Below are 26,254 nucleotides of genomic sequence, written 5' to 3' on the forward strand. Positions count from 1 at the left end.
GCGTGGGGATCATCTGCCGGGACCTGGAGGGCGCCTACGCCCAGGGCGCCCGGCGCGGATGTGGGGCTCGTCAGAAGTGATCTGTGCCGAACGCGTTCCGCGCGGCCGACACCAGCTCCTGGCGCGTTCGGTGATGGTTCTCCTTTCCCGTCTCCCTGTCGCGGCCGGCGGCCTCCCACTGCTGCTTTGTCGTGTTCAGCAATAGCGCGGCCTGTTCGCTGCCGAATCCGGGAAGGTCGTCGAGGGCCTGCCCCGCGTTCGAGTACTCCGGGGACGATTCCCGCTGTGCGTGGGGCACCTGGTCGCTCATCTCCCAGAGCCTCTCGACCGCTTCCTTGGCTCGGACCGCCGCACCTTCCCCTTGCTTCGCGCGTTTGCGCAGCTCCTTCAGCGCGCGCTTCGAAGGGGCGGAATGCTGGGCTGTCCAGTACATGCGCCCCACGGCCTTGCGGAGATTGTCGATGGGATCGAGAATCGCCGCCGGCGCCGCCAGTTCGGCCTCGGCATGGGCGAGTGTGAACGCGTGCCAGCGCCGTCGGGCCTCCGGCAACGAGTCCGTGGTGTAGAGCTGGTCCGCAGCCTCCATGCATTCGCTGGCGGCTCGCAGGTATGCAGCCAGAAGCGACCAGCGCCGGTCGTACAGAGCCTGATGGTGTGTCGCCTCCGCCGCTATCTGAGCAGCTTGCTGGGCGGCCTTGGCTTGGGCCTGGCCGCCACGCGCCTGGACCCATCCGCCGAGCACAGTTCCCAGGGCCGTTCCGCCGACAGCGACGGCGCCGATCAAGGCCGAAGTGATGCTCGCGTCCATCTGATCCCCCGATTCGAGTCGTAGCTGAGGTCGGCGGCCCCCGGCCGCCGGGAACACGGCCACGCGACATCAGCCGCATGAGCATAGTGTCGGCCTCGCGGAGTCGGACAACATCAGGCCGCTCTCGTCGCCCGACCGCCTGCCGTGGCGCAATCAGACCGCTTCGGCGCCCGAAGCCGCCGTTGAGGAGGTTGGAATGGGGGAGTGCACTGAGGAGAAGGCCGTTCGGGCATGAGCGATGCCGTGACCGTCGGTGGTCTGACACGAGTGGCTTCGTCGCAGGAGACAAGCCCCGCCAGTGCTTATCGGGCTTGCGGGCCAGCAGACAGGTGCGCGGTCGGTTCGTCCGTCCGCCGGGTGCCTGCTCCAGCAAGCCGATCGCGCGGTTCCGTGGCAGGAGGTACGACTCGCAGGACGGGCGAATCCGCCTGGCCCAGCCGTGCGGCCTGACCACGCCGGGAGCTGCGTGAGACCCCCTCACCCAGCGCTCGCCCAGTGCCTGGGGCGTTGCCCTCCATCCCAGCACCGGCAGAAGCGGCTTGATCCACTCGATCGCGGTTCTGTGTCGTCGGTTGTCGTAGACGAGGGCGCCCCTCGACATCGCTCACGGCAGACGGGGTGAGGCGCCTGTGAGGCGAGTCGGGGTTTTGGGCCGTGACAGGTCCGGAAGGGCCGGTCAGGAGTGGGGCACCGGTGGGATGAACTGGGAGTTCCGGTATAAACGAGACCCCTCCCTCGGCAGGGTGAGCGAGAGGCGCCTGGCGGGCAGAAGACCAGGTCAGGCGCCTCTTCTCGTACCCTTAGGAGAAGCCGAGCTTCTTCGGCGAGTAGCTGACCAGTAGATTCTTCGAGTGTTGGTGGTACACGCATCAGGTGGCCGCTGACCAGCGGAAACAGTCGCGATTTGGCCAAGCTATAGGCGGCTGGTCCGCGTATGGTTTGGATCTTGGTCGGCACAGGGTGGGCTTCCTGGCCGATGCCCGTGGCGGCGACGAGTCGGCACACAAGCGAGGGGCGGACCGACAGGTCTCCATGGCGCATGCCTCGATCCACACGCGCGGTTCCGCGTGGCAACGATCCCGTGGCCCGACCGAGTAGAAGACGACGAGCTCTGGTGGGAGTGGCGCATCCCCCGGCTGCTTGAGGCTGATGCCGCAGACCCGTGCAGTCGAGTCACGTCGGCGCGACCTCCTCAGGCAGTGATCGGCAGGAGGGAAAACAGACGCCGGGCCCGGCCCGCCCCGTCCCGGCCCGCAGGAATCATCGGTTCCCCGCGCCCGCGCCCGCGCCTGCCATTGGCGTGCGCGAGCGTTGGCGGGACGGCAGGGCGGGCGGCATCGTACGTCCGGTTCAGCCGACGACGGGTTCGACGAGGCCGGCCGCGACCAGGCCCGCGAGGCCGGATGCCAGTCCGGCGGGGTCGGAGCCCGTGTGCTGGGCGTACTGCTCCTGGAGCGCGGCGAGTTCGCGGCCGTCGCAGAGGGCGTAGATCATCCAGGCGTGCCGGTTGAGCCAGTGGAACTTCGCGGTGTCAGGGGCGAAGGCCAGCAGCTGGCCCTGCTCGGGCAGGGGGCAGACGGCGACCGGTTCGATCTTGCGGTAGCCGCGCGGATCCGGCTGCGGCACGTGCGGAGCGGAGCTCGGGACGGGCTCCCGGGCGACGTTCGCCCGTACGGAAGGCGCCAGGGAGGCGGCGGCGTCCATCAGCCATTCGACGAAGCGCCGTCCGGCCGGTGTCAGTGCCCCGCCGTGTACCTCAAGTGCCTGCTGCCCGAGATAGGCGGCCCGTTCGGCGCTCGTGGTGTACCCGCCCTCCACCGCGGCCCGGCTGCCCGGGGTGGGCACACCGACGTCCTCGGTGACCGGCGGCTCACCGAAGCGTTCACGGAGTTCGGCAGGGGCCTCGCCCGCCGCCGCGAAGAACAGCACCATGTGCGCGTACACGTGCAGCGCGGCCAGGACCCGCGTCAGCGACCACGGGGTCAGCCGCCAGGGAATCTCGATCTCGTGGCCCGGGTCGGCGACGAGCGAGCCGGTGCGCAGGACGTCGAACTGCTTGAGATGCAGTCCTTCGTGCAACAGGATCTCCGCGGTCATCCAGGGATCGCGCAGGTGCTCCGGAGCGATGAACAGAGCCGAGGGCAGCGGATCGCCGCCGGAGAGCGAGTACAGCTCACCGTCGTCGCTCTCGGCCCGGGCCAGACCCACCAGCGAGATGTGCGGGAAGACTCCCGCCCCGGCGTACGGCAGCAGTTCGGCCAGGAGTTCGGCACCCCGGGAGAGCCCCGCGACCAGCTCCTCGTCAGGGCTGATCCGGCGAGCACCGCGCATGTCGGCGAAGGTCCCGTCCTTGAGCTCTTCCAGCCGCCGGGCGAGCGGCCGTCCGGCCGACTCCGGCCCGACCTCCGTCCACACCCAGCCGACGCCACGGCTCGCCCAGGGGCGTCGGCGCGGGGTCATGAGGCGTTCGCACGGACCCAGCCCGTCCTCGGCGTCGAGGTCGACCTCCGCGAGGTGCGCCGCGAACTCGCTCGGGTCGTCCCGGTGGTTCTCCAGGGCGAGCAGGTCGTCCTCGAAGGCATTCCTCAGCACCGGGTCGTAGAGGAAGGGGCGCAGCACGGCGTCGTCCGCCTTGCCGAGCCGCTCGAACCGGTCGGCCGCGTCGGGGAACCGGCGGGCGAGCACCGTCAGGCCCAGCCGGTAGCGCGCGATGTTCCTGGCCTCGATCGCGTCGGCGGCGCCGAAGTGCGGGTCCGCTCCCAGGGTTCTGTCTATCTGTGTGTACAACGGCGACAACATGCACCTCGTGAGGCGTGGGGACGGTACGGGGGAGGACACGGCAGGCCGGCCGCCGGAAGCCCGACGACCGGCCTGCCGCGCTGCGGCTTACTTCGCCGCACCGCCCGGCGCGAGGTACGGCGGGACCCAGGCGCGCTCGTACTGGGCGTCGGTGGTGATGCTCGGCGCCGACTCGTCGGCCACCCGCATCTGGGGCATTTCCACGGTCTGGGACGGCATGTCGTCTCCTTGCTTCGCACCCGGCAGGGTGTTCACGGACAAACGGTCTGCCGGATCAGCCGCCGCGGCCGTCCCGCTGCGTGGCCACCATCGCCACGGAGCGGGGTGCTTACGCCTCGGCGTCGTCTCCAGCACTGATGAACCTAGATTCGCGGGACGCGCCGGTGTGTTCCTCACGTGCAGGATCGCTCCACGTTCCGTGCAAGGCGCTCCCCGTGCGTGCGCCCACGCCTAGGGCCTGTCCGGCACCTCCAGGCCCCCTCCGGAGCCGCTCCGGAGGCTCGTGGCACGCGGAAAAATCCTGCTCAAGCGCTGTCCTGACCTAGCATGATCACCTCGCGCCATCGCGCGACGGACGTCGGCACAGACGGGAACGCCGGCCGTGCCAAGGGGGAGGACAGTGGAGTTCCGTCTTCTGGGACCGGAAGAAGTCCTGCACGAGGGGCAGCCGGTTCCGATATCGGCGGCGAAGCACCGGGCGCTGCTGACCATGTTCCTCCTGCGGTCCGACCGTGTCGTCATGACCGAGGACCTGATCGACGGCCTGTGGGGAACGAACCCGCCCAAGACCGCGAGAACGACGCTCCACAACTACATCCGACGGCTGAGGAAGGTCCTCCTGGCATGCGGATCGGACCCCCTGCTCACCGAGCCGGGCGGGTACGTCCTGCGCCTGGAGTCGCACTGGCTCGACGTCCACGCCTTCGACGATCTGGTGGCACAAGCCGAAGGCGCACAGGAGCGCGGCGACCTCGTCGCCGCCTCCCAGCTCCAGAGGCGGGCTCTGGGGCTCTGGCGCGGCAAGGCGCTGGAAGGAACGGCGTCCCGGTATCTCGCCGAGGTGGAGGCGCCTCGTCTCGAAGAGGCGAGGCGTTCGGCGTTCGAGAAGCTGATGGACATCGACCTCCGCCTCGGCCGCCACAACGCCCTGTTGGGTGAGATGCGGCGCGAGCTCGCGCGGGAACCGCTCAGGGAACGGTTGCGGTCGCAGTACATGCTGGCGCTGTACCGGGCCGGCCGGCGCGCCGACGCGCTGGACGTCTACCGTGAGGGACGTCGGGTCCTCGTCAAGGAGCTCGGTCTGGAGCCGGGCCCCGCGCTGCGCGAGATGGAGCGCGCGATCCTCGCCGACAGCCCGGCCCTCGCGGCGCCGACCGCAGCCGCTTCCCGTGCCGCCGTCTCCCGGAACGCGGGGCAGGTGCCTCCTCCCAGGCAACTCCCGCCTGGCACGGCTCATTTCACGGGCCGCGGCGCCCATCTACGTGCCCTGGACGAATGGGCCGGGGCCTCGGGCACCCACGGACCGATGGTCATCACCGCCATCGACGGGCAAGGCGGCATGGGGAAGACCGCGCTCGCGGTGCACTGGGGTCACAGCGCTCGAGCGCGGTACCCGGACGGGCAGCTCTACATCGATATGCGGGGCTACGCGACGACCAGGCCGGTCACATCCGTGGAGGCGCTCGCGAGCTTCCTCTACGCGCTCGGCATCCCGGCGGACCGGATCCCCGACGATCCCGACCGTGCCGCGGGTCTGTATCGCACCCTGCTGGCCGAGAAGCGCGTCCTCGTCGTCATCGACAACGCCCGCAGTGCCGACCAGGTACGCCCTCTGCTTCCGGGAACCCCGGGGTCCCACGTGGTGGTGACCAGCCGGGACGTGCTGGCCGGCCTGGTGGTCCGCGACAGCGCCCGCCATCTCGGAGTGGACGCCCTGGCTCCGGAAGAGGCCGCGGAGCTGCTGGAACGTCTCCTCGGAGCGTCCGTCGTAGCGGCCGAGCCGGAGGCGACGGCGGAGTTGGCCCGACTGTGCTGGTACGTGCCCCTGGCACTGCGGGTGTCGGCCGTCAACGTACGGGAAGCCGGCGGGGATCGCCCGGTGGCCGGCCACGTCGATCGGCTGCGAGACGAGGACCGGAGACTCGCCGCGCTCAGTGTGCCGGACGACGAGGCCAGCAATCTGCAGGCGGTCCTCTCCTTGTCCTACCTGTCGCTGTCACCCGACGAGCGCAGGCTCTTCCGCCGCCTCGGCCTCGTCCCCGGACCCACGATCACGGTGGCCGGTGCTTCGGCCTTGCTCGGGCTGCCGGTCGCACGGACGGCGCAGCTGCTCAGGCGACTCGTCGCCGTCCATCTCGTCGGTCAGACCGACCCGGACGCGTACGGTCTCCACGATCTGTTGCGGCTGTTCGCCGAGAGCAACGCGGCGGCGGACGAGAGCCCCGAGGAGCGTGCCGCGGCCCTTCGGCGCCTCTACGACTACTACCTCGCGGGCGTGCGCGCCGGGGCCCGGCTGCTCTATCCGGAGAAGCTGCGCGCGTTCGGCCCCGGACAGGCCGCCGGGCACGCCGCCGCGGAGACCGCCGTCGACATGGACGCGGGCTCCTCCCGAGGTGCCGAGGAAAGCACCGTCGGCACCGTGGTCCTGCCCGATGAGACCGCGGCACGCCAGTGGTTCAGGGGTGAGCACACGAACCTGGTCATCGCGGCGCAGAGAGGTGCGGCGCTCGGCCTGCCCGCCGCCTCCTGGGAGTTGTGCGACGGCCTGCGCGGCTACTTCTGGCTGGTCAGAACCGGCCCGGACTGGGTCTCCGTAGCGGAGGCGGGGCTCGAGGCGGCGCAGGGGGCGAACCACACGATCGGCTCCGCCACCGCCCGCATGAGCCTCGGCGACGCGCACCGCAGCCTCGGCCGGTACGACCGCGCGGCTCAGCACTACGAGGCGTTGCTGGCCGACGCGGAATCCGCTCACTGGGCCGAGGGCAAGGCCCAGGCACTCAACAGCCTGGGCCTGGTCGGCATCCTCACGGGGAAACTGCGCGACGCGGTCCAACGCTACGAGGAGGCTGTCGACGCCCTGCCGGCGGACTCGCGGTGGAACCTGCTCCGGCTGAGCACGGAGGGCAACATGGGCCTGCTCCGCCAAGAACTCGGGGATCTTCGTCAGGCCGAACGGCACAACGCCACGGCGCTCGAACTGAGCCGAGGCATCGGCTCCAGAGGAGCCGAAGGAGTCACCCTGGGCAACCTGGGCCAGGTCCTCGGGCTCCTGGGGCGCTCCGAGGAGGCACTCGAGTGCCTCACCGAAGCCCTCGCCGTCCACCGGGAGCTCGGCAACCGCGGCAGTGAGGCGGAAACTCTCCGGGGGCTGGCCGACTGGCACCGTGACCGAGGCGACCACTCCACCGCCCTGGACCTCGCCCTGGCCGCCGCGGCACTGGCAGACGAGATCGAGGAGAGTCGACTTGCAGCGGCCGCCCTCCAGACCGTGGCGTCCGTCCGCACCGTTCTCGGGCAGCTCGCCGAAGCCGAGGAGATCTACCGACGGGCGCAGGACCTCGCCGAACAGACCGGCGCCCGGCACACAGAGGCGGCGATCCTGATCGGCAGGGCCGAGGCGCGCCTCCTGCGGGGCGACCTCGCCGAGGCCGACGCGTACGTCCGGCACGCCCTGGAACGAGCCCGCCGCGAGGGCTACGGAATTCTCGAGGGGCAGGCTCTGACGGTCATCGGCCGCCTCCGCCTCGCCGAGGGGCGACCGGTCGAGGCAGCCGAGCACGCCGAGCACGCCGTGTCGATCCTGGCGGAGATCGGCCACCGAACCGGCCGGATCGCCGCACAGGAGGTGTTGTCCCGCGCCCGCTCGCAAGCGCCGGACGACCAGGACGAGGAGTCCGGCGCGCCGGAGCCGTCCGCATGATCTCCTGCGCCCGGCGCTCCCCTCCAGGCCCTGGCGAGGCATCCTCGCGGCGGTGCGCGCCGGATCCGACCCGTCAGGCGGCGGACCGACCGGGCGGTGCAGGTGCCGAGGCGGTCGCGCGGTGTTCGGTGGGGCTGATTCCGTATGCCTCGCGGAAGGCCCGGCTGAAGGTGCTCGGATTGGTGAAGCCCCAGCGTGAGGCGATGACCTGGACGCTGAGGTGGCGCAGATCCGGACGGGCGAGCTCGGCGTGGCAGCGTTCGAGGCGGCCGCGGCGGATGACCGTCGCGACGCTGGCGGGTTGCCGGCTGAAGAGGCCGTACAGGGTACGCAGGGACATGTGGTGCCGGCGGGCGATCGTCCGCGGCGTGAGGTCCGGGTCCGCGAGATTCTGGGAGATGAAGCCGTGAATGCGTCTCAGCAGTGTCTGCGCCCGGGTCTCGTCCGTGCCCGTCTCCAGGACTCGCAGCTGCTCCGCCAGACAGGCGGTTGCCAGATCGAGGGCGATGGCGCCCATACGGCTCTGCGCCTCGGGCCGGCAGTCGGCACCGTGTTCGAGCAGTGTGGCGAGAAAGGCGGCGAGGACGGCAGCGCTGCCGCTGCCCGTGGAGATCGGCCGCGCCAGGAGCAGCTCGACGTGATCCGGTCGCAGGGCGAGTGAGGCGCGGGGTATGTGGAGGACAGCGGCCCGCACCCGGCCCTCCGCTTCCGCGGGACGGACGGCTGTCGGACGTACGGGGTCACTGAGCACCAGAGTGCTCCGGGACGGCGCCTCCGTGCCGGACGGGGCGCCCGGGCCGCTCGCATCGGTCATCCATGCCAGCCTGTACTCGTCGGGGCAACCGTTCGGGATCGGAACCCGCCGGCTGTCCCGGCCCCCTGGCAGGACGTCACCCGCCGTCAGCCGCACCGGTCCCAGGCCCAGACTCCTGATGCGGGCCCCACCCTCGCAGGTCTCATCGACGGAGACCTCCTCATGGGCAACGCCTTCGTCGAGGACCTCTTCCCGGACATCGAGCCGGTGCCCGGTGCCGCGTGCCCGGGACACGTCGGACAGGACTCCATCGGACACCGTCTCGCGGAAGGACTCGAATCGACCCGCCGCCGAAACGACAGGAGCCGACACGCTTGACCAGCCCACCCATTCCCCCATTTCCCCACTGCGAAAGCAGCCGTTCCCCTCCGGCGCGCTCCAGCCCTTCGGCGGTGAGCGACATCCGTCGACATCACGTGTGTCGGAGGCGGGGACGGCAGACGGGCGGATCACGCGTCTGCCGCGCCGGCGACCAGTGACGATGACTCAAGGATCACCGCCGGGCGCTATCGGCCGACTAGCGCGAGAACGAGCCGCCATGAGGGGCGATCCGATCGGGCACGGCGCCCGGCCGCTCGGCTTCCGGCGCGTCGCCGAGCCGCTTCTCGTACAGCCAGGGCCGACGGGTCGTCGGGAAGAGCATCCGCACCAGGGCGATCCAGCGGGTTCCGCAGCCGGAGAGGGCGCCGGCCAGGAGTCCCACGGCGAGGAAGACGGCAAGGCTGCCGCACATCGGCCGGCGTGATCCTGAGGGAAGTCGGTCGTCCACGTGGTCGACGGCTGCGCCGAGGGAGGCGGCCGGTGCGGCGAGGGCTCCTGACGCCACGCCGTGGTAGTTGCCGTGCTGGAACTCGGTCTTGCGCAGGGTGCAGTCCGCGATCGCGGTGCCCTGGCACCAACGACTACACCTGGCCCGGGACATCGCCGTTGAGGACGTGGCCCGGGCCCGCCAGGGGGTGGTGCCGAGCCGGATGAGCCGCCCCTCGGAGAAAGGGGGGTGCGCACGGACGGCAGGTGGTGGGTGAGGGCGAACTGCCAGGGGTGGGAGGGCAGCAGGCGGTAGCCGGGCGCGCCCTGGCCCAGGCAGTCCAGGGCGCGGGTGCCGCCATCGCCGACCACCGCGTCCGCGCGCACGCCCAGCAGCACGAGCGGGAATCGCGCGTACGCCTCCGGGGCGGAGCGCAGCCAGGCGGCGGGTGGGCCGCCGCCGGTGCGGGCCTTGGGCGCGGGGTGGCAGGGGTGGCCCGTGACGAGTGCCTGCTCGGAGCGCAGCCTCGGATACTGGCTCCACATCACCGTCGTTATCCATAGGTCCTGCGAAGGATTCCAGGTGAGGCGGCTCGCATGGTGTCGGGCATGTGAGGGACGTAGGTGTCCCGGCCGCTGCCTCCCCACAGCCGCGGAAAGGGGTGTTCTGCCGACGGCGGAGACGCAAGCCAGTAGCCTGATCGAACGGAGTCCGTGAGCCATGGGGGTGGGGAGTGCAGGCGCCTGCGACCGTCGTGCAGCTCGCTCTGCTCGTCCTTCTGGTGCTGCCCGGGGTCACCTATCAGTTCGTCCGGGAACGCCGCCGTGGGCCGGTGCCCGGTGAGCGTGATCTGGGTGAGCGGGTGCTGCGGGCGATCGTCGCGTCGATCGCGCTGGACGCACTGTACGTCGTGGTGGCGGGGCCGGCGCTGGTTCGCCTGGCTCGAGGCACCGGCGGCGACTGGGACGGCTTCGTGGAGCGGCCGCGAGTGGTCGGCTTCGTCGCCGTGGTGCTGTTCCTCGTCGTGCCGGCCGTGGCGGCGGTCACCGTTTCCCTGGTGGATCGGCAGCGGCGCAAGGCTCGGTTCCTGCACACGCCCAGCGCCTGGGACCACGCGTTCCGCGACCGCGAACCGTGCTTCGTGCGCGTGCGGCTCAAGGACGGCAACTGGGCGGGCGGCTGGTACGGCGACCGGTCGTACGCCTCCTCGTACCCCCACCCGGCCGAGCTGTACCTCGAATCGGCGCGCGTGATGGGTGCCGACGGGTCGTTCGGCGTGCGCGTGCGCGGGACGGCGGGCCTGCTGCTGCGGGCGGAAGACTACGACGTGCTGGAGTTCGTCGAAGCCGGAGAACCGGCGGCCGTGCCGGGGGAGGAGCGATAGTGGAGCACGAACCGGGACTCTCACCCGAAGAGGCGGCACTGCTGCAGGAGGCCGCGGAACGCGGCTACACCCCGAAACGCACAGTCGCCGAGCCGGACGAGGCGCCCGGCGGCCCGGCCGGCACCTCGAACAGCACCTCGAACGGCAACGAGGACTGACGCGTGGGTGGCGGGCCCGCGAACGGCCTGGCCGAGCGGTTCTGGGAGGCGTTCCAGGTGGCCCGGCACAGCGCGGACCCCGCATCGGTCGAGAAGGCGATCGACCTCGGCCGTGCCCTGCTGGCCGCCGAGGACGTGGCCGACCGTCACCCGGTCCTGTCCCATCTCGGGGGCCTGCTGCAGACCCGCTATCACCAGACCGGCGACTTCGAGTTCCTGCAGGAAGCCGTCGGAAACGTCACGGAGGCTTACTTCCTGGCGTACGAAAGCCCGGAGGACTCGGCCAGCTACGCCAACAACATCGGCATGCTGCTGCACACCGCGTTCCGGCAGAACCAGGACCGCGGAACCCTGGCCGACGCGCTGGACTGGAGCCGGGCGGCCGTCGACGAGGCACCGTCCACGAAGAAGGCGTTCTACCTGGGCAACCTCGTTGTCGCGCTGCGGACGGCGTTCACCGTGACGGAGGACCTCGACCCTTTGGCGGAAGCCGTTGAGCACGCGCGGGCCGCCGTCGAGTGCTCCCCCGATGACGTGCTCACCGCGAGGAGCCTGCACTTCCTCGCCTTCGTCCTGCGCGACTGGTCCCATGAGACCGGGGAGACCGGCGTCATGGAGGAAGCCGTCGACGCCGCGCGGCGAGCGGTGCAGCTCACGCCGGCCGGGTCGTCCGACGTGCGCGACCGGCTGAAGAACCTCGCGTACCTTCTCGACGACCGCTACCGGGCTCTCGGAGCGCGGGATGATCTGGCCGAGCTGCTTCGGGTCCGGCAGACGCTGGTGGCCCACACCCCGGTCACCGATCCGCGGCACTCGGAGAACCTCGTCGAGCTGACGACCACGGAACGAGACTGGACCGCGCTCACCGGCGAGGTCCCGAAACCGAACGATGGCTGGGAACGCGCCGATACGGAAGCCGCAGTGTGCGGACGGTACGCCGCCGAGTTCGAGCAGACCCGAGACTCGGCCCGACTCGAGCGGGCGATCGAGCTCGGGCGCTCGGTGGCGGCGGCGACCCCTGCCGGGCACCCCCGCCGCGGCGAGCGGCTGGATCACTTCGCCACGGCGCTGGCCACCCGCGGTGAAGCGTTCGGGGACCACGCCGCGCTCGCGGAGGCCGTCACCATCGAGCGGGAGGCGCTCGCATGCACACCGGCGGGCCATCCGCTGCGGGTCCGGTTCATGGGCAACCTCGCCGCCAACCTGAACGCGTTGTTCCATGCGACCGGAGACTTGGCCCACGTCATAGACGCGATCGACGTCGCTCGCCGTGCCGCCGAGGTCACCGCCGGGCAGGGTGACCACCCGCGTTCGCTCGCGATCCTCGCCGTCGTGCTGCACAACCGGTTCCGGGCGACCGGCGAACTGCAGGTGCTGTCAGAGGCGGTCGACCGCGCCCGGGAGTCCGTCCGCCTCGGCGCGAACCTGGTCGCCGGGCAGGCACAGCGGCTCTCCAACCTCGGCGCCATGCTGTCCGACTGGTTCACCAGGACGGGCGAGGCGAGCGTGCTCGACGAGGCGATCGACGCGCACCGCGCGGCCGCGGATGCGACGGCGGACGACGACCCGGGCCGGGCAGTGCGGCTGGCCAATCTCGGCGGTGTGCTGGAGAGGGCGTACGAGAAGTTCGGCGACCGGAACGTGCTGCGGGACGCGATCGCCGCGCGTCGCGCGTCCGTCGCCGCGACTCCGCAGGACAGCCCGCACTGGCCCCGGTACACCGCGAGCCTGGCCGCCGCCCTCGGCGACTGGTGCACGGACCCCGTCGCACCCGCCGCCGCGCGACGGGAGCCGCCGGATCCGCAGGTCCTCGCCGAGGCGGTCGGCCTGGCCCGGAGTGCGGCGCGGAGGCCCGAGCAGGACGCCTATTCCCGGGCGGGTTTTCTGACCCGCGTCGCCAACGTCCTGGCGCTCGGCTTCCGGCACCTCGGCGACGGCGACGCGCTGACCGAGGCCCTCGGCTGCTACCGGGAGGCCGCAGCGTCTGCCGGATCGCCGGCGGAGAGGCGGGCGGGAGGGGCGGTCCGGTGGGGTGGTCTGGCCGCCGAGGCCGGGCAGTTCGACGTGGCCGCCGAGGGGTACGCCGCTGCGGTCCGGCTGCTGCCCCGGCTCGCCGGGCGCCGCCTGGGCCGCGAGGACGCCCAGTACTGGCTCGGCCGGTTCGCCGGGGTCGCCGCCGACGCGGCCGCGTGCGCGCTGGCCGTCGGCGACGAGGTGAGCGCGGTGACCCTGCTCGAATCCGGGCGCTGCGTGCTCGCCGCCCAGGCACTCGACAGCCGCGGCGATCTTTCCGACCTGCACGAGCGGGCACCCGAGCTGGCCGAGCGCTTCCGGACGCTCACCGCGGAGTTCGAAACCGACACCACGAGCGACCGCGTGGCCCTCGCCGACGAGCTCGACGCGGTGACCGACCGGATCCGCGCGCTGCCCGGGATGGAGCGGTTCCTGCGGCCCCCGCTGCTCACCGACCTCACCGCGCAGGCGCACGAGGGCCCGATCGTGTACGTGAACGTCAGCCGGTACCGGTGTGACGCGCTGATCATCACTCCGGACGGGGTCCGGTCACGCGCGCTGGACCAGCTGAGCGAAGAGACCGTGAGTCACCGCGTACGCGCTCTGCACACCGCGTTCACGGAGGGGCGGCTGGCCGCCGAGCAGGCGATCCATGACACGCTCGAGTGGCTGTGGGACACCATCGCCGGCCCTGTGCTCGGCGAACTGGGGCTGACGGCGGAACCGGCTGCGGATGGTCCGTGGCCGAGGATCTGGTGGGCCCCGGTCGGGCCGCTGAGCCTGCTCCCCTTGCACGCGGCGGGCCACCACCGCGACGGCGGACCTGTGCTCCTCGACCGCGTCGTCTCCTCGACGACGCCGACGATCCGTGCACTGGGCCACGCCCGCGCGGGCCGCCGCGACGACCGGAACGAGCCGCGGCTACTGGTGGTCGCGATGCCGCACACTCCGGACGCCCCGGACCTGCCCGGCGCACAGGCCGAAGCCGACCACCTGGCCGCCCTCCTACCCGGCGCCACGGTCCTGGTCGGCGCGGACGCGACTCGTGACGCCGTTCTCGACGCCTTGCCGGCCAGTGGCTGGGCGCACTTCGCCTGCCACGGGTACAGCGACCCGGACAATCCTTCGGACAGCCACCTCGCGCTGCACGACCACGACCGCGCGCCGCTGCGGGTGCTGGACCTTTCCCGGCTGCGCCTGCGGAACGCGGAGTTCGCGTTCCTGTCGGCCTGCGACACGGCCCGCACCACCGCGCGCCTGTCCGACGAGGCGATCCACCCGTTGGCGGCTTTTCAGATAGCCGGGTTCTCCCAGGTAGTCGGCACGCTCTGGCGCGTCGACGACGCCGTGGCACCAGCCTTCAGTCAGCAGATCTACGGCGAGTTGATCGCGGATCGATCCGGTGCGTTGTGCGCGTCGGCGGCGGTCCATCGCACGGTCAGGCAGCTCAGGGCGACGTATCCGAACCTGCCGTCGGTGTGGGCCGCCCACGTCCACGCGGGCGCCTGATGACGCGCACCCCGTCGTAGCGGAGGTTGATCCGCAGCCCACTCGGCCGGCTGCGTCGGTAGCTGTCACCGTCATCCGCTCGTGGCCCCCTTTGCGCCAAGCCGTGGGCTCATTTCTGATCTCGGTCCCGATGAGCCGCTGAACGAGCTGCGGACCGCCGCCACCCGGGCCTTCGAGGTCGTGCTCGGCGCTGCGGCCACCACGTACGAGACCGGTGTTCTGCACCTGACGAAGTCGTACGCCAAGCCGCGGAAGCCGTCCTCGACCACTACCGCCGGATCCACCGCCGCGCACGCCGAGTCCGTCCCGGCCACGCGCCGCTCCGCGTCGACGCAGGCGCACGGGCCGACGTGGTGGCCAACGACGTCGAGAAGGCCATCACCCGGGAGACGATCCCGTGGGGTGGCGAGTTCGGTCAGCGGTCCTGAGAGAGTCCCAGAAACTCGGCGAAGGTCCCGCCGCCGTGAGCGAGGTCGTCGTACTGGCCTTGCTTGGTGATCCGGCCGCGCTCCATGACGATGATGTGATCGGCGATCTTGGTGTTGCCAGGCGAGGGGACCGAACGCCTGGCAACACCCGCCGTACCCTCGCTGATGCACTCGCCACCATCACGCCGGCGCTGGTGCGGCGCGAAGCGCGCCACTCGGAATGACCCGGGTAAAACCCCAGGTCAGGCGCCCTCTTCCGTTCCGCTGGAAGAAGCCCAGCTTCTTCAGGGAGTAGCTCACCAGCAGATTCTTCGAGTGCTGGCGGTACACGCCTCGTGTGGCCGCTGACCAGCGGAAACGGCCACGATTCGGCCAAACTGTAGGTGGCTGGTCCGCGTATGGCCCGGATCTTGGTCGGCACGGGAGAGGCATCCGCTGGGGCGGTGGACCCCCGTCTGCGGCGGCCTGAACCGGCTGGAAGGTGAGTTACCGAGATCGTTTGGCGACGTTTGCCCGATAACGTTCCAGCATGCCGATGGACGATGCCGATGCGGTCATCAGCCCGAACACGATCGAGCTCGAACCACCGCTGTGCTCTCGCTCCCAGATAGGGAATCCGAACAGCAGAACAACGACTCCGAACGGCACGACCTGTATCCACCTGATGGCCACGGCCCGCTGGCCGTGGCCATCAGCGTTGCTGTCCCTCTTGCGCACCGGGGATCCTCTGCTCATTCAGTGCGCCGACTGTACTGGTGCAGGGGGCCATCAGTACGACCCAACCCGGTGAACGGTCGCGGGCACAGCACTACCGGTGGTTTGTTGACATGGGGTCAGGTCGACCGTATCGGTGAGGTGAGAGTGCTTCGGGGGTACGGCCATGACCGCACGGGCACCGGTGTCCGCCGGCTCCTGGTCCGCTGGAAGGGTGCGCGGCCCGGTTCGATGATCTCTTCAGGTCGCTGGCCCAGCGGCGGGGGTTTCGGGAGTACTTGACCGGTCTGCTGCTGCCACGGGACCGGAACAAGACGCTCACGGCGCCGGCCGGGGCCGAGCCGGTGACCGGGGCCCAGCACCCGGGAGTGCAGCGGCGGCAGTGGCTGGGCCGGCTGGGGAAGACGGACAACGGCGTCGTCACGGTGCCCACGCTCTGGGCGGACGAGCGCCTTTGCTATCCGCTGCACGCCCGGCCCGCCACTTCCCGAGGAAGCGCAACGATCCCGACTTCCGCACCAAGCCCCAGTTCGCCACGGACCTCGCCGGCCAGGCCCATGAGGCCGGGTTCACCTTCCGGGCGGTGGTAGCGGACTGCGGCTACGGCGGCCACGACGAGGTCCGGCACACCCTGCGTGAGGCCGGCCTGCCGTTCGTCATGGCTCTCAAGCCCCGCCGCGGCACCTGGGCCTGCAAGGACGAAGCCCACACCCTCATCGACGCTGCACGAGCCCTGACCTGGACAGGTCCCGGGCGCCAACCTGTCCCGGCCGGGTTCGCCCCGCACCGCCGACAGCCCGCACCCGCCCGCCGGCGGTCGGGTTCCAGCGGAGTTCGCCGCAACCCAGTCGGCGAGGGAGGTGACCGGGCGGTGGCGCCCGGCGGCATCCACTGGGCCGGTTCTTCGTCGCCCTTCGAGCGATGGTCTTCGCGGTGACGGCGATCAGGGAGCGGTCGGCGCCGAGGTCGTTGGCGTAGGCCTTCCGGCGCTCGGCGTTCCAGGCCGCGGCCCCGGAGTCCCAGGCCTCCGCGAGGGGCGCACTCTCCGTGCTGCCCCACACCCGTGAACGCGGCGTCGTCGCCGGCGACGATCTGTTCACCGTCGCGGACCTGCTGAGCGGCACTCTTCGGCCGTGGACCAGTTGCCCGTCATGCGCAGAGCATGGTTGTAGACGGCACACGCGTACGTCTCGTAGAACTCGGCGAAAGCCTCGCGGTCGGCCGCCCGGATGCGGGACCACCCGGTGGACCGGCCGGCAGGAGGAGGCGTGGCATCGCTCCGTGCCACGCCTCCATGCCATGTCCGCCGCCGTCCGGGGGCGAAGCGGGTCAGACCTTGACGGTCACGTACTTCTTGCCCCGGTCGTTCTCGATGACGACCTCGGCGACGTCGTCCATCGGGACCGCCGCCGAACCGTCGAGGTTCGAGCCCCTCTCCTCGTCGGCGACGAGCCAGCTGCCGGCGATCTCGCGGTCGCCGTTCTTCGCGACCACCACCAGGCGGCAGCGTTCGCCCGCCGGAACGCCTGTGACCGAGGCGTTGAGGCGGATCCAGTCGGCGGCGGGCGTCACCCGGAGGCGCATCTCGCCGCCGGTCTCCGCGCTGCGGCCTTCGAAGAACTTGACGCTCACCGGAGGGGCCGTCGGTGGGTTCGTCGTGGCGGAGGGGACCGGAGGGACGGCCTGAGCGGTCCGGTCGCCGGTGTTCTGGCCGATCAGGACTCCGCCGCCGAGGAGGGCCGCGGAGGCGACGGTCGCGGCCACGGCCAGGAAGGCCCGTCGCCTCAGCGCCTGAGCGGCGCGTTCGCCGCGTACCTGGCGCAGAGTGCGCTGCAGCAGCAGGTCACCCCCCTCCGGGGGACCGTCGAGGAACGCCTCCGGGGGGACCTCGCCGAGCGCGGACTCCATGTCCCGCAGCTCGCCCAGTTCGTCGCGGCACTTCTGGCACGACGCCATGTGTTCGTCGACGGTCCGCACCTCCTGCTCGTCGAGAGCGCCGAGGACGTAGGCGCCGAGCAGCGCGCTGTCGTGTTCCCTGATGCTCATACCGCCACTCCCTTCCATTCCACGGCACTCACTGCCTTCGGCCGGTCCACGTACATGTCTCTCAGTGCTTTCAACGCGTAGTGCGACCGGGACTTGACCGTCCCGGGTGGTATCCCGAGTGCCTGCGCCGCCTCCGCGACGCTCCTGCCCCGGAAGTAGATCTCCAGCAGCACGTCCCGGTGATCCGGGGAGAGCCGGTCGAGCGCCTCCACGACGACCATCGAGTTCACCACGGCCTCGGCGTGGTCCTGCTCGATGGGCTGGGTGGTCACCGATTCGGCGACCTCCGTGGGACGGGCGGCCTTGGCCCGGTACCGGTCCGTGATGATGTTGCGGGTCACGGTGAGCAGCCAGCCGCGCACCGAGCCCTTGCCGTTGACGAGGGCTTCCGGATGCTTCCAGGCCCGGATCAGTGTCTCCTGGACCACGTCCTCTGCGGCGCTGCGGTCGCCGGTCAGGCGCTGCGCGTACGCGAGGAGGGCCCGTCCGTGTTCCTCGTAGAGGGACCGGATCAGTGCCTCGTCACCGGTGTCCTGTTTCTGCCGACTGCGCAGCCGCAATGCCGCCATCCTTTCTCTCCGTCCTCTCCTGGGCCAACGCGGTGGACACGGACGGGGGGTCGCGTCGGTTCAACCGGTGTTCGAAGTCGGCCGGATCCCGTCACCCGGCCCGGCACTCGCGGCCCTCGTTGACGCAGCGCACGAGCTCCGCCATGCGGTCCCGGGTCATCAGGTTCACGAACATGGCGTGATCGGTGACGGGGTTCCGGAGCTGCTCCGGGAAGGAGTCCACGGCGAACGGCGTGCCGTCGGGGAGGTCGTACGCGAGGGTGATCCGCAGTTGCGGTACGGGGAACGTGGCCCGGGGGCAGGTGCCGTCGGCTGCGGGGAACTGCACATGGGTGCGGTGGCCGGGGCTGTCGGTGGCGAGGCCGTTCCAGCAGCTGGGGAAGTCCAGGGTGCGGGTGGGTCGGCTGCCTCGAGGGCAGCGCGCGTACTTGGTGGTGAAGCGGTCCGGGTAGCCGGAGCAGCCCCATTGGGCGCGGATGTCGGCGCTCGGGGTGGTGGCCGCGACCGGGTCGCCCGTCACCAGCCGCAGGAAGCGGGGCATGCCGACGACCGCGCCGGTCGCGTTGCCCCGGAACTCCACCCGCACCGAGGACGCCATGAGGATCTCGCCGCTGTTGCCGTGCGCGCCGCCGCCGGCCGTGTGGGCGTCGGCGCCCGTGCGGTCGAGGCGGCGCAGCACGGGCCAGTAGTACGTGGACCGGTCGCCGCCCGCGCAGGTGGTGCCGGCGGCGTCCAGGCTCCGGTCGGTGGAGAGGGCCTCGGTGGAGAGGTTGCCGACGTAGTCGTGCGTGTGGTGCGCGCCGTTCACGATGCCCGGGGAGATGACGAAGTTGTCCGCGTTGCGGTGGCCCTGTTCGTTGCGGCCGCAGTCGACGGTGAAGGTACCGGTGCTGGCGTCGGGTCCCCGGGCGGGCGCGCGCGTCGGCGTGACCGTCGCGATGTCCACGTACTGGTCGTCGGCGGGTACACCGGCCGCCCGGGCGGCGCCGTCGGCGCCGAACGTCGCGATGCCAAGGAGCAGGGTCAGCCCGAGCGTCACGGGCAGAGCGATCCAGAACAAGCGGGAACCGGGGGAGGGAAGAATGATCGGCACGGAAGCAGAGTTCCACCAGCGGCGTGGGTGGGCAAGATCGCCCGTCTCAGCTGGCCGGAACCATCTTCAGACCCTCCGGCGAGCATCAGCGGAACAATTGCCCCCGGACGGCTCCGTCCGGGAACTCCCGGGTGGTCAGGCTGACGTAGAAGCCGGTCGGATCCTCCTTGAGACGGGTGATCATCGGGGCGTCCGGGGTGCTGACAGCGCCGGAGATCGCGAAGACGTTCTTCGGCACGGGAGAGAGGAACAGAGGCAGCCGAACGTCCCCGTTCTCGCCCAGGCCTCCTTCGTGGATCCGCCCGGACAGCGGCGGTCCGGTGTTCACCCAGGCCAGGGAGTAGTCGACGCGGTCCGTCCGCGGGTGCAGAAACGTGGTGCTGTGCCCGTCGGGGTCGCCGGCCTTCTTCGGGTCACCGGCCGGGATCTCCTGTCCGCCGTCCGCGAGGGCGCGCATCCTGCCGCCGTGAATGATGCCGAGCGGGTTCACCGGCTTAGCGAACGGCCGGAGCTGGCCGCGTACGGCTCCGCCGGGGAAGGCGTCGGTGTGCAGGTCGACGTAGAAGCCGTCAGGGTCGCGGCGGAGGCGTTCGGCGAGTGCCGCGGAGGACAGCGAGGTCTGTCCGGCGGCGGAATACACCGAAGTCGGCATCGGTGTGGCGAACAGGTCGGCCACGACGGCGCCGTCCGACCCGACGGCGCCCTGGTGGAGGTGAGCCCGGGCCGGCCTGTCGACGCCGTTCCAGGAGAGGGCGAAGGTGACACGGTCGCCCTTGACCTTGACGAGCGCGATGGCCTTGCCGTCCCGGTCGCCCGCGGCCCTCCCGTCCTTCCCCGGCACCTGCTGGTCGCCGGTGAGACGGGCCACCAGCGACACGGCCGTCCCGCCGCCCGGGGAGCCCCCAGGACCGTCGTCGGCCGTCGCCGGGGTCGTACCGGCGAGGCCGGCGCATACGATCACGGCCACGACCACCGCGGTGAGCCTGCGCATGTCTGTCGTCCTTCCAGAAGTGGGATCCCTTCGCGTCGAGCACGCACGCGCCGCCCCGCGGGTTCAATCCCGTCCCCCCTCCGCCCGGCACGGGCACGGCTCGCGAGCGCACTGAACCCCGACGGCTCCCGGGACGTGTGGGCCGTGGGGAACACCACTCCTCGCTTTCCGCACGTACGAGAGAGGACATCACCATGCGCGCATCCAAGGCCCTGCTCGCCGTACCGCTGGCGCTGGCGCTCGCCGCCTGCGGCGGCGGGAGCGATGGCGGCCCGAACGGCGACGGGGGGCGGAAGGCAGCGGGGAAGCCCGTCCGCGGGGCGACCGTCACGGTGGCGGACTCCGGCCTCGGCTCCATCCTGGTCGACGGGCAGGGGCGCACCCTGTATGCCTTCACCAAGGACAAGGACACCTCCGGCAGCTGCGGCACGGAGTGCATCGCCGTATGGCCCGCGCTGACCGGCTCCTCCCCCGCCACCGCGGGCCGGGGCGTCGAGGCGGGCCTGCTGCGCGATGAGAGGCGGCCGGGCGGCGCCGTGCACGTCGCGTACGGGGACTGGCCGCTGTACTACTACGTCGGCGACGACGCCGCCGGGGACGTCAACGGCCAGGGGCTGGACGGCGAGTGGTTCGCCGTCTCGCCCGACGGCAAGCTCGTCCGCACCGCCCCGTGAGCGGCCACCGGCCCGCGCCGGCCCCGGGGCCTTCGTCCCGGACGACACCCACCACGAAACACCCCCAGGGGGAGCCTTGGCCGAGATCGACATGCCGGGAGACGAGGTCGAACGCCTCGGCGGACTTCTGCGGCGGGTGGTGGAACTCATCGACACCAAGCCGTCCGGGTTCACCGCCGAGGACGTCGGACCGCCGCTGGCGCGCTCCGGCGGCTACTTCGACGACGAGTGGAACGACGGGCGCGTGCAGGTCAAGCGGAACACCAAGGACCTGACGAACGCCTGCGAGGCCATCGTGAAGGCCTTCGACGACTTCGACCGCCAGATGGGCGACTCCCTGAAGGGCGACGGCGACGGCGGCCGTCCCCGCCGGTGACCCGCCGGCGGAACCAGACACGACGAGCTTGAGGAGCACGGTCCCATGACCACTGGTTCGCACAGCTTCGGGATCGGCATCCCGGAGAACTGGACGGAATACGACCTCCACGGCGACACGCTCGCCGAGCGCCGCGCCGAAATGCTGCGGCACGCCCCGCAGAAGGAGACCCGGGACGCCATCAACGGGGCGTTCCGGAGCGCGCGGCGGATCATGGACGGCGCCCGCAGGCGCGGGGCCGTCTACGCGGCGGGCACCACGACCATGTACGAGGACGGCCTGCTGATGGCCGGGCTGATGGTCTTCAGCCTGACCCCGCCGACCGGCGCGGACTTCTCCGCGAAGGGCCTCGCCAGGGAGTTCTCGGCCGCCGGAGGCCGCCACCGCGAGGGCACCTCACGGACCCTCACGACACATGCGCTTCCCTGGGTCGGGCCGGTCGGCCGGATGAGCGGCATCGAGGAGACCGAGATCGCCGATGGCGTCTCGTCCAAGCTGGTGGTGACGCACACCTTCGTGCCGGTTCCCGGGGGAGGACGCGTGCTGGTCATCACCTGCTTCAGTCCGAACATCCCGCTCGCCGAGCCGCTGTACGACCTCTTCGACGCCATCACGTCGACGTTCTGCTTCGGCGACGGGGAGCCGGAGACCGTGGGCACGGCGACCTGACCGACGCCGCCGCACACCGAAGGCCCGGCCGTTCCGATCAGGAACGGCCGGGCCTTCGGTGTGCGGCGTCAGTCAGTCGACCGTCGTCGCGGGCACGCGGACGGTGGTGAACCGGCCGTCGCCGAGCTGGAGATGGGCCCGCCCGGGCTCGCTGTCCTGGCCGAGCAGACCGCGCGGCAGACGGGCGCCCACCAGCTCGCCGTCGCCGATCGCGCGAGGCGCGAGGAGGGCGCCACACCGGTTGCGGCGCACGACGGCCTGCCAGCCGCCGATGCCGCCGAGCAGCGCCTCGTTGTTGCCGGCCACGATCAGGCCCCAGCCGTCCCCCGCGCTGCCGCGGGCGAGCGCGACGAAGTCGTGGTCCAGCTCGGAGTTGATCATCATCTCGGCGTCGTCGACGAGGATGGCCCCCGCGGGGGTGTCCACCTCGCCGAGCGCGGTGCGGAAGTCGGCGACCGCGAGGTCCACGTCCGTGAAGACCTCGACGACACCGGGGCGTCCGGCGAGCCTACGCAGCGGGGAGGTGCGCGGAGCGATCACCACGATCTTCGTACCGAGCGAGGTCAGCGACTTCGCCATGGTGAGCAGGAGCGTGCTCCGTCCCGACCGGGGCGGACCGGCGACGACGAAGGAAGGCACCTGGGACAGGTCCGTGCCGAGCGCGCTCAGTTCGTCGCCGCCGACTCCGACCATCGCCCACAGCGGGGAGACGTCCCGCGGCCTGCGCGCGAGGGCTCCCTCGAAGTCCAGCTCGTCGGGGAGCACGTCCACGCGGAACGGCCCACGCGCCGCGGCCACGTCGGCCTCCCGCTCCCGGAGCCGGTCCGCGAGCGTGCCGAGCGCCCGGGCCTGTCCCGCGCCGCCGGTGTCGGTGCCGGGGATCAGCGCGGTCTGGACGCTGTTGCCGTCCTTGGCCAGGACGCCGCGTCCTGCGGGCAGGTCCTCGGGCACGCTGCGGGAGTTGAGGCCGACCATGGAGTAGTCGGAGCGCTCGTTCAGCCGCAGGACGAGCTTGTCCTCGGTATGGGAGGAGAAGCGGTTCTGGCCGAGGATCCGGTCTCCGGTCGCCACCACGTGGATGCCCGCGCCGGCTCCCTCGCGCAGCAGGAGCGTCATCGTGTCCATCACGGAGCCCTGGTCGTAGCCGGAGAAGTCGCGCTCGAACGCCTCGAAGCGGTCCACGAACAGCACGATGTGCGGGGGCCGTTCCTCCTCGGGCAGGATGCGGCGCAGTTCGGTGAGGTCGGCGACGCCCTGCCGGCCGAGGAGGTCGCGGCGCCGGCCGATCTCCGCGCCCAGGCGGTTCAGGAGGCGCACCACCCGCTCGACCTGGGTGCGGTCCACCACGGCGCCGCAGTGCGGCAGCGGGGTGAGGGCCTGGAGGGCGCCGTTGCCGCAGTCGAGGCCGTACAGGTGGACGTCGGCGCTGCGGTGCGTGTCGGCGAGGGCGGCGGCCAGGGTGCGCAGGGTCTGGGAGCGGCCGCTGCGGGGGGAGCCGATGACGTACAGGTGTCCCGCCCGGTCGAGGTCGAGGGTGAGGGGGCGGCGCGCCTGCTCGGTGGGCACGTCCACGATCCCGTACGCCACGGGGGCGAGCCGCCCGTGCTCCGCCTGGGGAAGCGGGGGCAGGTCGGCGAGGGTGAGAGCGGCGGGGAGCGGGGGGAGCCAGGGGCGGCGGGCGGGCGGGACGGCGAGCTGCTCGGCCGCCCCCCGTACCGCCTCGACGAGGACCGAGAGGTCGGTGACCGGCTGGAAGGCGTCTTCCCGGGCCGGCGGGCGGGGCATCGGGTCGCCGAGGCCCTCCCAGTGGAGTTCGGTGAGCACCGGGGCGGGGCGGTCCTCGCCCGTCGTCGCCTCGTCGAGGCGGCGGCCGCCGATCCTGCCGGTCTGGAAGGGCAGCAGCGCCGCGTGGCCGAGCCGGGCGTGGGCGCGGCCCGGGGTGCGGGGCGAGAGCTGTCCGGAGTCGGGGGCGTCGATGATGTCGCGGCTCTCGCTGGTGTCGGTGGTGCGCAGCGCGATCCGCAGGTTGGTGTTGGCGCGGATGTCGGCGGTGACCGCCCCGGACGGGCGCTGGGTGGCGAGGACCAGGTGGATGCCGAGCGAGCGGCCCCGCTGGGCGATGTTGACGAGGCCGGAGACGAAGTCCGGAAGCTCCCGGACCATCGACGCGAATTCGTCGATGACCAGGACGAGCCGGGCCATGGGGGCGAGTTCGGGGCGGCGGGTGCGCTTGTCGGTGTAGTCGTCGATGTCCTTGGCGCCGGCCTCGGCGAGGATGTGCTCGCGTCGCTTCAGTTCGGCGCCGAGCGAGACGAGGGCGCGCTCGACGAGGTGGGTGTCGAGGTCGGTGACCATGCCGACGGTGTGCGGCAGGTCCTCGCATTCGGCGAAGGCGCTGCCGCCCTTGTAGTCGATGAGGACGAAGTTCAGTTCGTCCGGCCGGTTGGCGACGGCGAGGCTCGCCACGAGGGACTGGAGCAGTTCGGACTTGCCCGAACCGGTGGTGCCCGCGATGAGCGCGTGCGGGCCGTCGGCGGACAGGTCGACGGCGAACGGGCCGTCGACGCCCTCGCCGAGGACGGCGCGCGTGCCCCGTCCCGAGATCACCCAGCGTGCGGCGACGGCGTCGGGGGTGGGCGGCTCCAGGCCGAGTACGTCGAGGAGGCGGGCGGAGGCGGGCAGCAGGTTCTCCTGGGTCTCGTCGCCGACGTCCCGGATCGGCGCGAGCGCCCGGGCCACGCCCACGCACCAGGCACGGCTCGGCGCGTCCATGCGGACCTCGTCGACGGGGTCGGCGGTGTCCTGCTCGACCCGCAGCCACTCGGGTCCGGCCACGGCCACGGCGCGGCACTCCTCGGGCAGCAGCCGGGCCTCGTCGTCGACGCAGAGCGCGTACACGCCGACGGCCGGTCCTTCGCGCAGGAGCTGGACGACGCCGGGCAGGGAGCGCAGTCTGCGGGCGCCGTCGAGGACGACAAGGATGTCGGGTTCGCCCGCGGCGCCTCCGCGGGGTGCCCGTTCCCCGGCCTGCCGGCGGGCGGCGACCACGGCGGTGAGTTCGGCGATGCGCCGGCCCACGGACTCGGCGTTCGCCCCGACGAGGGCGACGGTGTCCTCGCCGAGGGGCGCGCAGTGCGGCAGCCAGTGCACCCAGGACCAGCGGTCGGCGCCCGTGCTGCCGGACAGTACGCAGATCCGCAGGTCGGAGGGGCTGTGCAGGACGGCGACCTGGGCGATCAGCCAGCGTGCGAGCGGCTCGGCGGCGGTGCCGCCGGCGATGCCCAGGACGCCGTACTCGCGCAGCGGGACGGGGACGGGCACGGCGTAGGTGGTGCGGTCGATCCTGCGGCGGTGTTCCGGCTCGGAGGGATCCTGGAGCTCCACGAGGGCGGGCCGGTCCGCGGCGCCCAGGCGCATCAGCAGGAAGTCGTCGTCGCGCCAGCGGCGCTCCCACAGGCGCTGGCGCGGTCCGGTGGCGATCAGCAGGGCGGCGGCCGGGTCGGGGGCGGCGAGTCGGCGGGCCCGCTGTTCGGCGAGGACCGCCTCGGTGACGTCGTCCTCCAGGGCGGCCTTCCGCTCCTCGTACTCCTTGAGCTGTTCCTCGTGGCTCTCCTTGCCGCGGCGCTTGTTGGAGAGCTGGGAGATGACGGCGATCACCGGGGAGAGCAGTCCGAAGACCAGGAACCTGGGGTTGTTGAAGATGGCGACCGAGACGGCGGCCATCAGCAGGGGGGCGAAGATCAGGGTGAGTTGGAGCTTGTTGCGGGCGGGCTTCCCGGGTGGGACGGGGAGCTGGAAGCGGTTGGCGACCGGCGGGGGAAGGAGCCGGGGCGGCCGGTTGTAGTCGAGGCCGACGCCGTCGTCGGAGGGCTGGAGCGCGGCGTCGGGACGGGAGGGCTCGGTGAGTTCGAGCAGGACGGGGCCGACGGTGAGGACGTCTCCGAGGGGCCACGCGGTCCAGTCGCGCACGTCGGTCCCGTCGCGGGTGACGCGGTCCTGTTCCGCGGCCCGCACGGTCGCGGTGCCGTCGGCGAGGACCTTCAGGCGGGCCGCGGTCCCGGCGAGCCCTTCGGCCCTCAGCCGGATGCGGCAGGTCGTGGCCGAGCCGATCTCGTAGTCGCCGGGCGGGAGCCGGAACACCGTTCCCGCGTCGGCCCCTCCGACGCCCCGCAGTTCCACCACGCCGTCGGGTTCGGGGCCCGGCTCGGGTGCGGGTGCTCCGAGGGACAGCAGGGTGCCGGCGCGCAGGTCGCTCGCGGCCATGGGCTGGTCGGCGGGGAGCCGGGTGGCTCCCCGGTAGAGGACGGGCCGTTCCCCCGAGGTGCCACCTCGCAGTCGCCGGTGGAGGTGTTCGGCGAGTTCGCCCGCCGGGGACTCGGGGTCGGCCTCGATCATGATGTCCGCGGTCTGGCCCTGTTCCGGGTCGACGGCGGTGACGGTCAGGCGCATCGTCGGTGCTCCTTGGGCACGGTGGTCACCAGGGGTGGGGGTGGGGCGGGCCGGCCGGGCCGGTCCGGGAGGGGGCCCGGTCCGGCCCGGCCG

At 71.8% G+C, this 26,254-nt stretch carries 19 protein-coding genes and 3 pseudogenes; 9 read left to right on the top strand and 13 right to left on the bottom strand.

Annotated features, from left to right (window positions below):
* Positions 1-70: 70 nt before the first annotated feature.
* The 3 genes from GGE06_RS08930 to GGE06_RS43375 all read right to left on the bottom strand — a co-directional run bounded on the left by GGE06_RS08930 (position 71) and on the right by GGE06_RS43375 (position 3,826).
* Positions 71-808, bottom strand: coding sequence for a hypothetical protein (locus GGE06_RS08930; protein ID WP_116157037.1), 738 nt, complete (start codon positions 806-808; stop codon positions 71-73).
* A 1,350-nt stretch (positions 809-2,158) separates the two neighbouring features.
* A complete protein-coding gene (locus GGE06_RS08935; protein WP_116157036.1) occupies positions 2,159-3,595 on the bottom strand; it encodes an aKG-HExxH-type peptide beta-hydroxylase in 1,437 nt (478 codons plus the stop codon).
* Positions 3,596-3,694: 99 nt separating this feature from the next.
* Entirely contained in the window at positions 3,695-3,826 is a 132-nt protein-coding gene (locus GGE06_RS43375; protein WP_281402306.1) for a hypothetical protein, read from the bottom strand.
* 400 nt (positions 3,827-4,226) lie between these two features.
* Between GGE06_RS43375 and GGE06_RS08940 the strand changes: the two genes are divergently transcribed.
* Entirely contained in the window at positions 4,227-7,526 is a 3,300-nt protein-coding gene (locus GGE06_RS08940) for an AfsR/SARP family transcriptional regulator (RefSeq protein WP_116157035.1), read from the top strand.
* Between the two features lie 73 nt (positions 7,527-7,599).
* On the opposite strand, the gene GGE06_RS08945 is transcribed toward GGE06_RS08940, so the two are convergent.
* The 3 genes and pseudogenes from GGE06_RS08945 to GGE06_RS43990 form a co-directional block, all read right to left on the bottom strand.
* Positions 7,600-8,679, bottom strand: coding sequence for a helix-turn-helix domain-containing protein (locus GGE06_RS08945; RefSeq protein ID WP_512701021.1), 1,080 nt, complete (start codon positions 8,677-8,679; stop codon positions 7,600-7,602).
* A 178-nt stretch (positions 8,680-8,857) separates the two neighbouring features.
* On the bottom strand, positions 8,858-9,262 hold the full coding sequence (locus GGE06_RS42300) for a hypothetical protein (RefSeq protein ID WP_184930643.1): 405 nt from the start codon (positions 9,260-9,262) through the stop codon (positions 8,858-8,860).
* A gap of 152 nt (positions 9,263-9,414) precedes the next feature.
* Positions 9,415-9,810 (bottom strand): annotated as a pseudogene (locus tag GGE06_RS43990) (IucA/IucC family protein); the annotation flags it as partial.
* A gap of 32 nt (positions 9,811-9,842) precedes the next feature.
* On the opposite strand from GGE06_RS43990, the gene GGE06_RS08960 reads away from it, so the two are divergent.
* The 4 genes from GGE06_RS08960 to GGE06_RS08975 all read left to right on the top strand — a co-directional run bounded on the left by GGE06_RS08960 (position 9,843) and on the right by GGE06_RS08975 (position 14,804).
* On the top strand, positions 9,843-10,472 hold the full coding sequence (locus GGE06_RS08960; RefSeq protein WP_312883069.1) for a DUF6338 family protein: 630 nt from the start codon (positions 9,843-9,845) through the stop codon (positions 10,470-10,472).
* Positions 10,472-10,630 (top strand): hypothetical protein, encoded by a 159-nt coding sequence (locus GGE06_RS08965; RefSeq protein ID WP_184930644.1) that lies wholly within the window; start codon positions 10,472-10,474, stop codon positions 10,628-10,630. Before GGE06_RS08960 ends, GGE06_RS08965 begins: the two co-directional genes overlap by 1 nt.
* A 3-nt stretch (positions 10,631-10,633) precedes the next feature.
* Complete coding sequence (locus GGE06_RS08970; RefSeq protein WP_116157031.1) at positions 10,634-14,152, top strand: CHAT domain-containing protein; 3,519 nt, start codon at positions 10,634-10,636, stop codon at positions 14,150-14,152.
* A gap of 463 nt (positions 14,153-14,615) precedes the next feature.
* Entirely contained in the window at positions 14,616-14,804 is a 189-nt protein-coding gene (locus GGE06_RS08975) for a hypothetical protein (protein ID WP_184930645.1), read from the top strand.
* Between the two features lie 262 nt (positions 14,805-15,066).
* Here GGE06_RS08975 and GGE06_RS08980 read toward each other — a convergent pair whose 3' ends face one another.
* Positions 15,067-15,297: a hypothetical protein gene (locus GGE06_RS08980; RefSeq protein ID WP_184930465.1), complete on the bottom strand. Its 231-nt coding sequence runs from the start codon at positions 15,295-15,297 to the stop codon at positions 15,067-15,069.
* Between the two features lie 163 nt (positions 15,298-15,460).
* On the opposite strand from GGE06_RS08980, the pseudogene GGE06_RS44235 reads away from it, so the two are divergent.
* Positions 15,461-16,045: pseudogene (locus tag GGE06_RS44235) on the top strand (transposase); the annotation flags it as partial.
* A gap of 363 nt (positions 16,046-16,408) precedes the next feature.
* On the opposite strand, the pseudogene GGE06_RS44000 reads toward GGE06_RS44235, so the two are convergent.
* The 5 genes and pseudogenes from GGE06_RS44000 to GGE06_RS09005 all read right to left on the bottom strand — a co-directional run.
* Positions 16,409-16,582, bottom strand: a pseudogene (locus GGE06_RS44000) (RNA polymerase sigma factor); the annotation flags it as partial.
* A gap of 41 nt (positions 16,583-16,623) precedes the next feature.
* Positions 16,624-17,340, bottom strand: a complete 717-nt coding sequence (locus GGE06_RS08990) for a zf-HC2 domain-containing protein (protein WP_116157028.1) — start codon at positions 17,338-17,340, stop codon at positions 16,624-16,626.
* Positions 17,337-17,909: a sigma-70 family RNA polymerase sigma factor gene (locus GGE06_RS08995; RefSeq protein ID WP_116157027.1), complete on the bottom strand. Its 573-nt coding sequence runs from the start codon at positions 17,907-17,909 to the stop codon at positions 17,337-17,339. The genes GGE06_RS08990 and GGE06_RS08995 overlap by 4 nt, the downstream gene beginning before the upstream one ends.
* Before the next feature lie 91 nt (positions 17,910-18,000).
* Positions 18,001-19,002 carry a DUF1996 domain-containing protein gene (locus GGE06_RS09000; RefSeq protein WP_116157026.1) on the bottom strand — a complete coding sequence of 334 codons (1,002 nt, stop codon included), beginning with the start codon at positions 19,000-19,002 and terminating at the stop codon, positions 18,001-18,003.
* An 85-nt stretch (positions 19,003-19,087) separates the two neighbouring features.
* The gene (locus GGE06_RS09005; protein ID WP_116157025.1) at positions 19,088-19,993 is read right to left on the bottom strand and encodes a CHRD domain-containing protein; all 906 of its coding nucleotides are present in this window, start codon (positions 19,991-19,993) and stop codon (positions 19,088-19,090) included.
* Positions 19,994-20,187: 194 nt separating this feature from the next.
* Between GGE06_RS09005 and GGE06_RS09010 the strand changes: the two genes are divergently transcribed.
* The 3 genes from GGE06_RS09010 to GGE06_RS09020 all read left to right on the top strand — a co-directional run bounded on the left by GGE06_RS09010 (position 20,188) and on the right by GGE06_RS09020 (position 21,712).
* Positions 20,188-20,667 (top strand): COG4315 family predicted lipoprotein, encoded by a 480-nt coding sequence (locus GGE06_RS09010; protein ID WP_184930466.1) that lies wholly within the window; start codon positions 20,188-20,190, stop codon positions 20,665-20,667.
* 76 nt (positions 20,668-20,743) lie between these two features.
* Positions 20,744-21,043, top strand: coding sequence for a hypothetical protein (locus GGE06_RS09015; RefSeq protein ID WP_116157023.1), 300 nt, complete (start codon positions 20,744-20,746; stop codon positions 21,041-21,043).
* Positions 21,044-21,088: 45 nt separating this feature from the next.
* Entirely contained in the window at positions 21,089-21,712 is a 624-nt protein-coding gene (locus tag GGE06_RS09020) for a hypothetical protein (RefSeq protein ID WP_184930467.1), read from the top strand.
* Positions 21,713-21,784: 72 nt separating this feature from the next.
* Here the strand turns inward: GGE06_RS09020 and GGE06_RS09025 are convergent, their stop codons facing one another.
* Complete coding sequence (locus tag GGE06_RS09025) at positions 21,785-26,161, bottom strand: FtsK/SpoIIIE domain-containing protein (RefSeq protein WP_184930468.1); 4,377 nt, start codon at positions 26,159-26,161, stop codon at positions 21,785-21,787.
* Between the last annotated feature and the right edge of the window lie 93 nt (positions 26,162-26,254).

This window comes from Streptomyces nymphaeiformis (assembly GCF_014203895.1).
GTDB classification, from domain to species: domain Bacteria; phylum Actinomycetota; class Actinomycetes; order Streptomycetales; family Streptomycetaceae; genus Streptomyces; species Streptomyces nymphaeiformis.

Coding starts and splice junctions, on each gene's coding strand:
- GGE06_RS08930 (WP_116157037.1), bottom strand. CDS start 808: ATGGACGCGAGCATCACTTCGGCCTTGATCGGCGCCGTCGCTGTCGGC.
- GGE06_RS43375 (WP_281402306.1), bottom strand. CDS start 3,826: ATGCCGTCCCAGACCGTGGAAATGCCCCAGATGCGGGTGGCCGACGAG.
- GGE06_RS08945 (WP_512701021.1), bottom strand. CDS start 8,679: ATGGGGGAATGGGTGGGCTGGTCAAGCGTGTCGGCTCCTGTCGTTTCG.
- GGE06_RS42300 (WP_184930643.1), bottom strand. CDS start 9,262: ATGTCCCGGGCCAGGTGTAGTCGTTGGTGCCAGGGCACCGCGATCGCG.
- GGE06_RS08990 (WP_116157028.1), bottom strand. CDS start 17,340: ATGAGCATCAGGGAACACGACAGCGCGCTGCTCGGCGCCTACGTCCTC.
- GGE06_RS08995 (WP_116157027.1), bottom strand. CDS start 17,909: ATGGCGGCATTGCGGCTGCGCAGTCGGCAGAAACAGGACACCGGTGAC.
- GGE06_RS09005 (WP_116157025.1), bottom strand. CDS start 19,993: ATGCGCAGGCTCACCGCGGTGGTCGTGGCCGTGATCGTATGCGCCGGC.
- GGE06_RS09010 (WP_184930466.1), top strand. CDS start 20,188: ATGCGCGCATCCAAGGCCCTGCTCGCCGTACCGCTGGCGCTGGCGCTC.
- GGE06_RS09020 (WP_184930467.1), top strand. CDS start 21,089: ATGACCACTGGTTCGCACAGCTTCGGGATCGGCATCCCGGAGAACTGG.
- GGE06_RS09025 (WP_184930468.1), bottom strand. CDS start 26,161: ATGCGCCTGACCGTCACCGCCGTCGACCCGGAACAGGGCCAGACCGCG.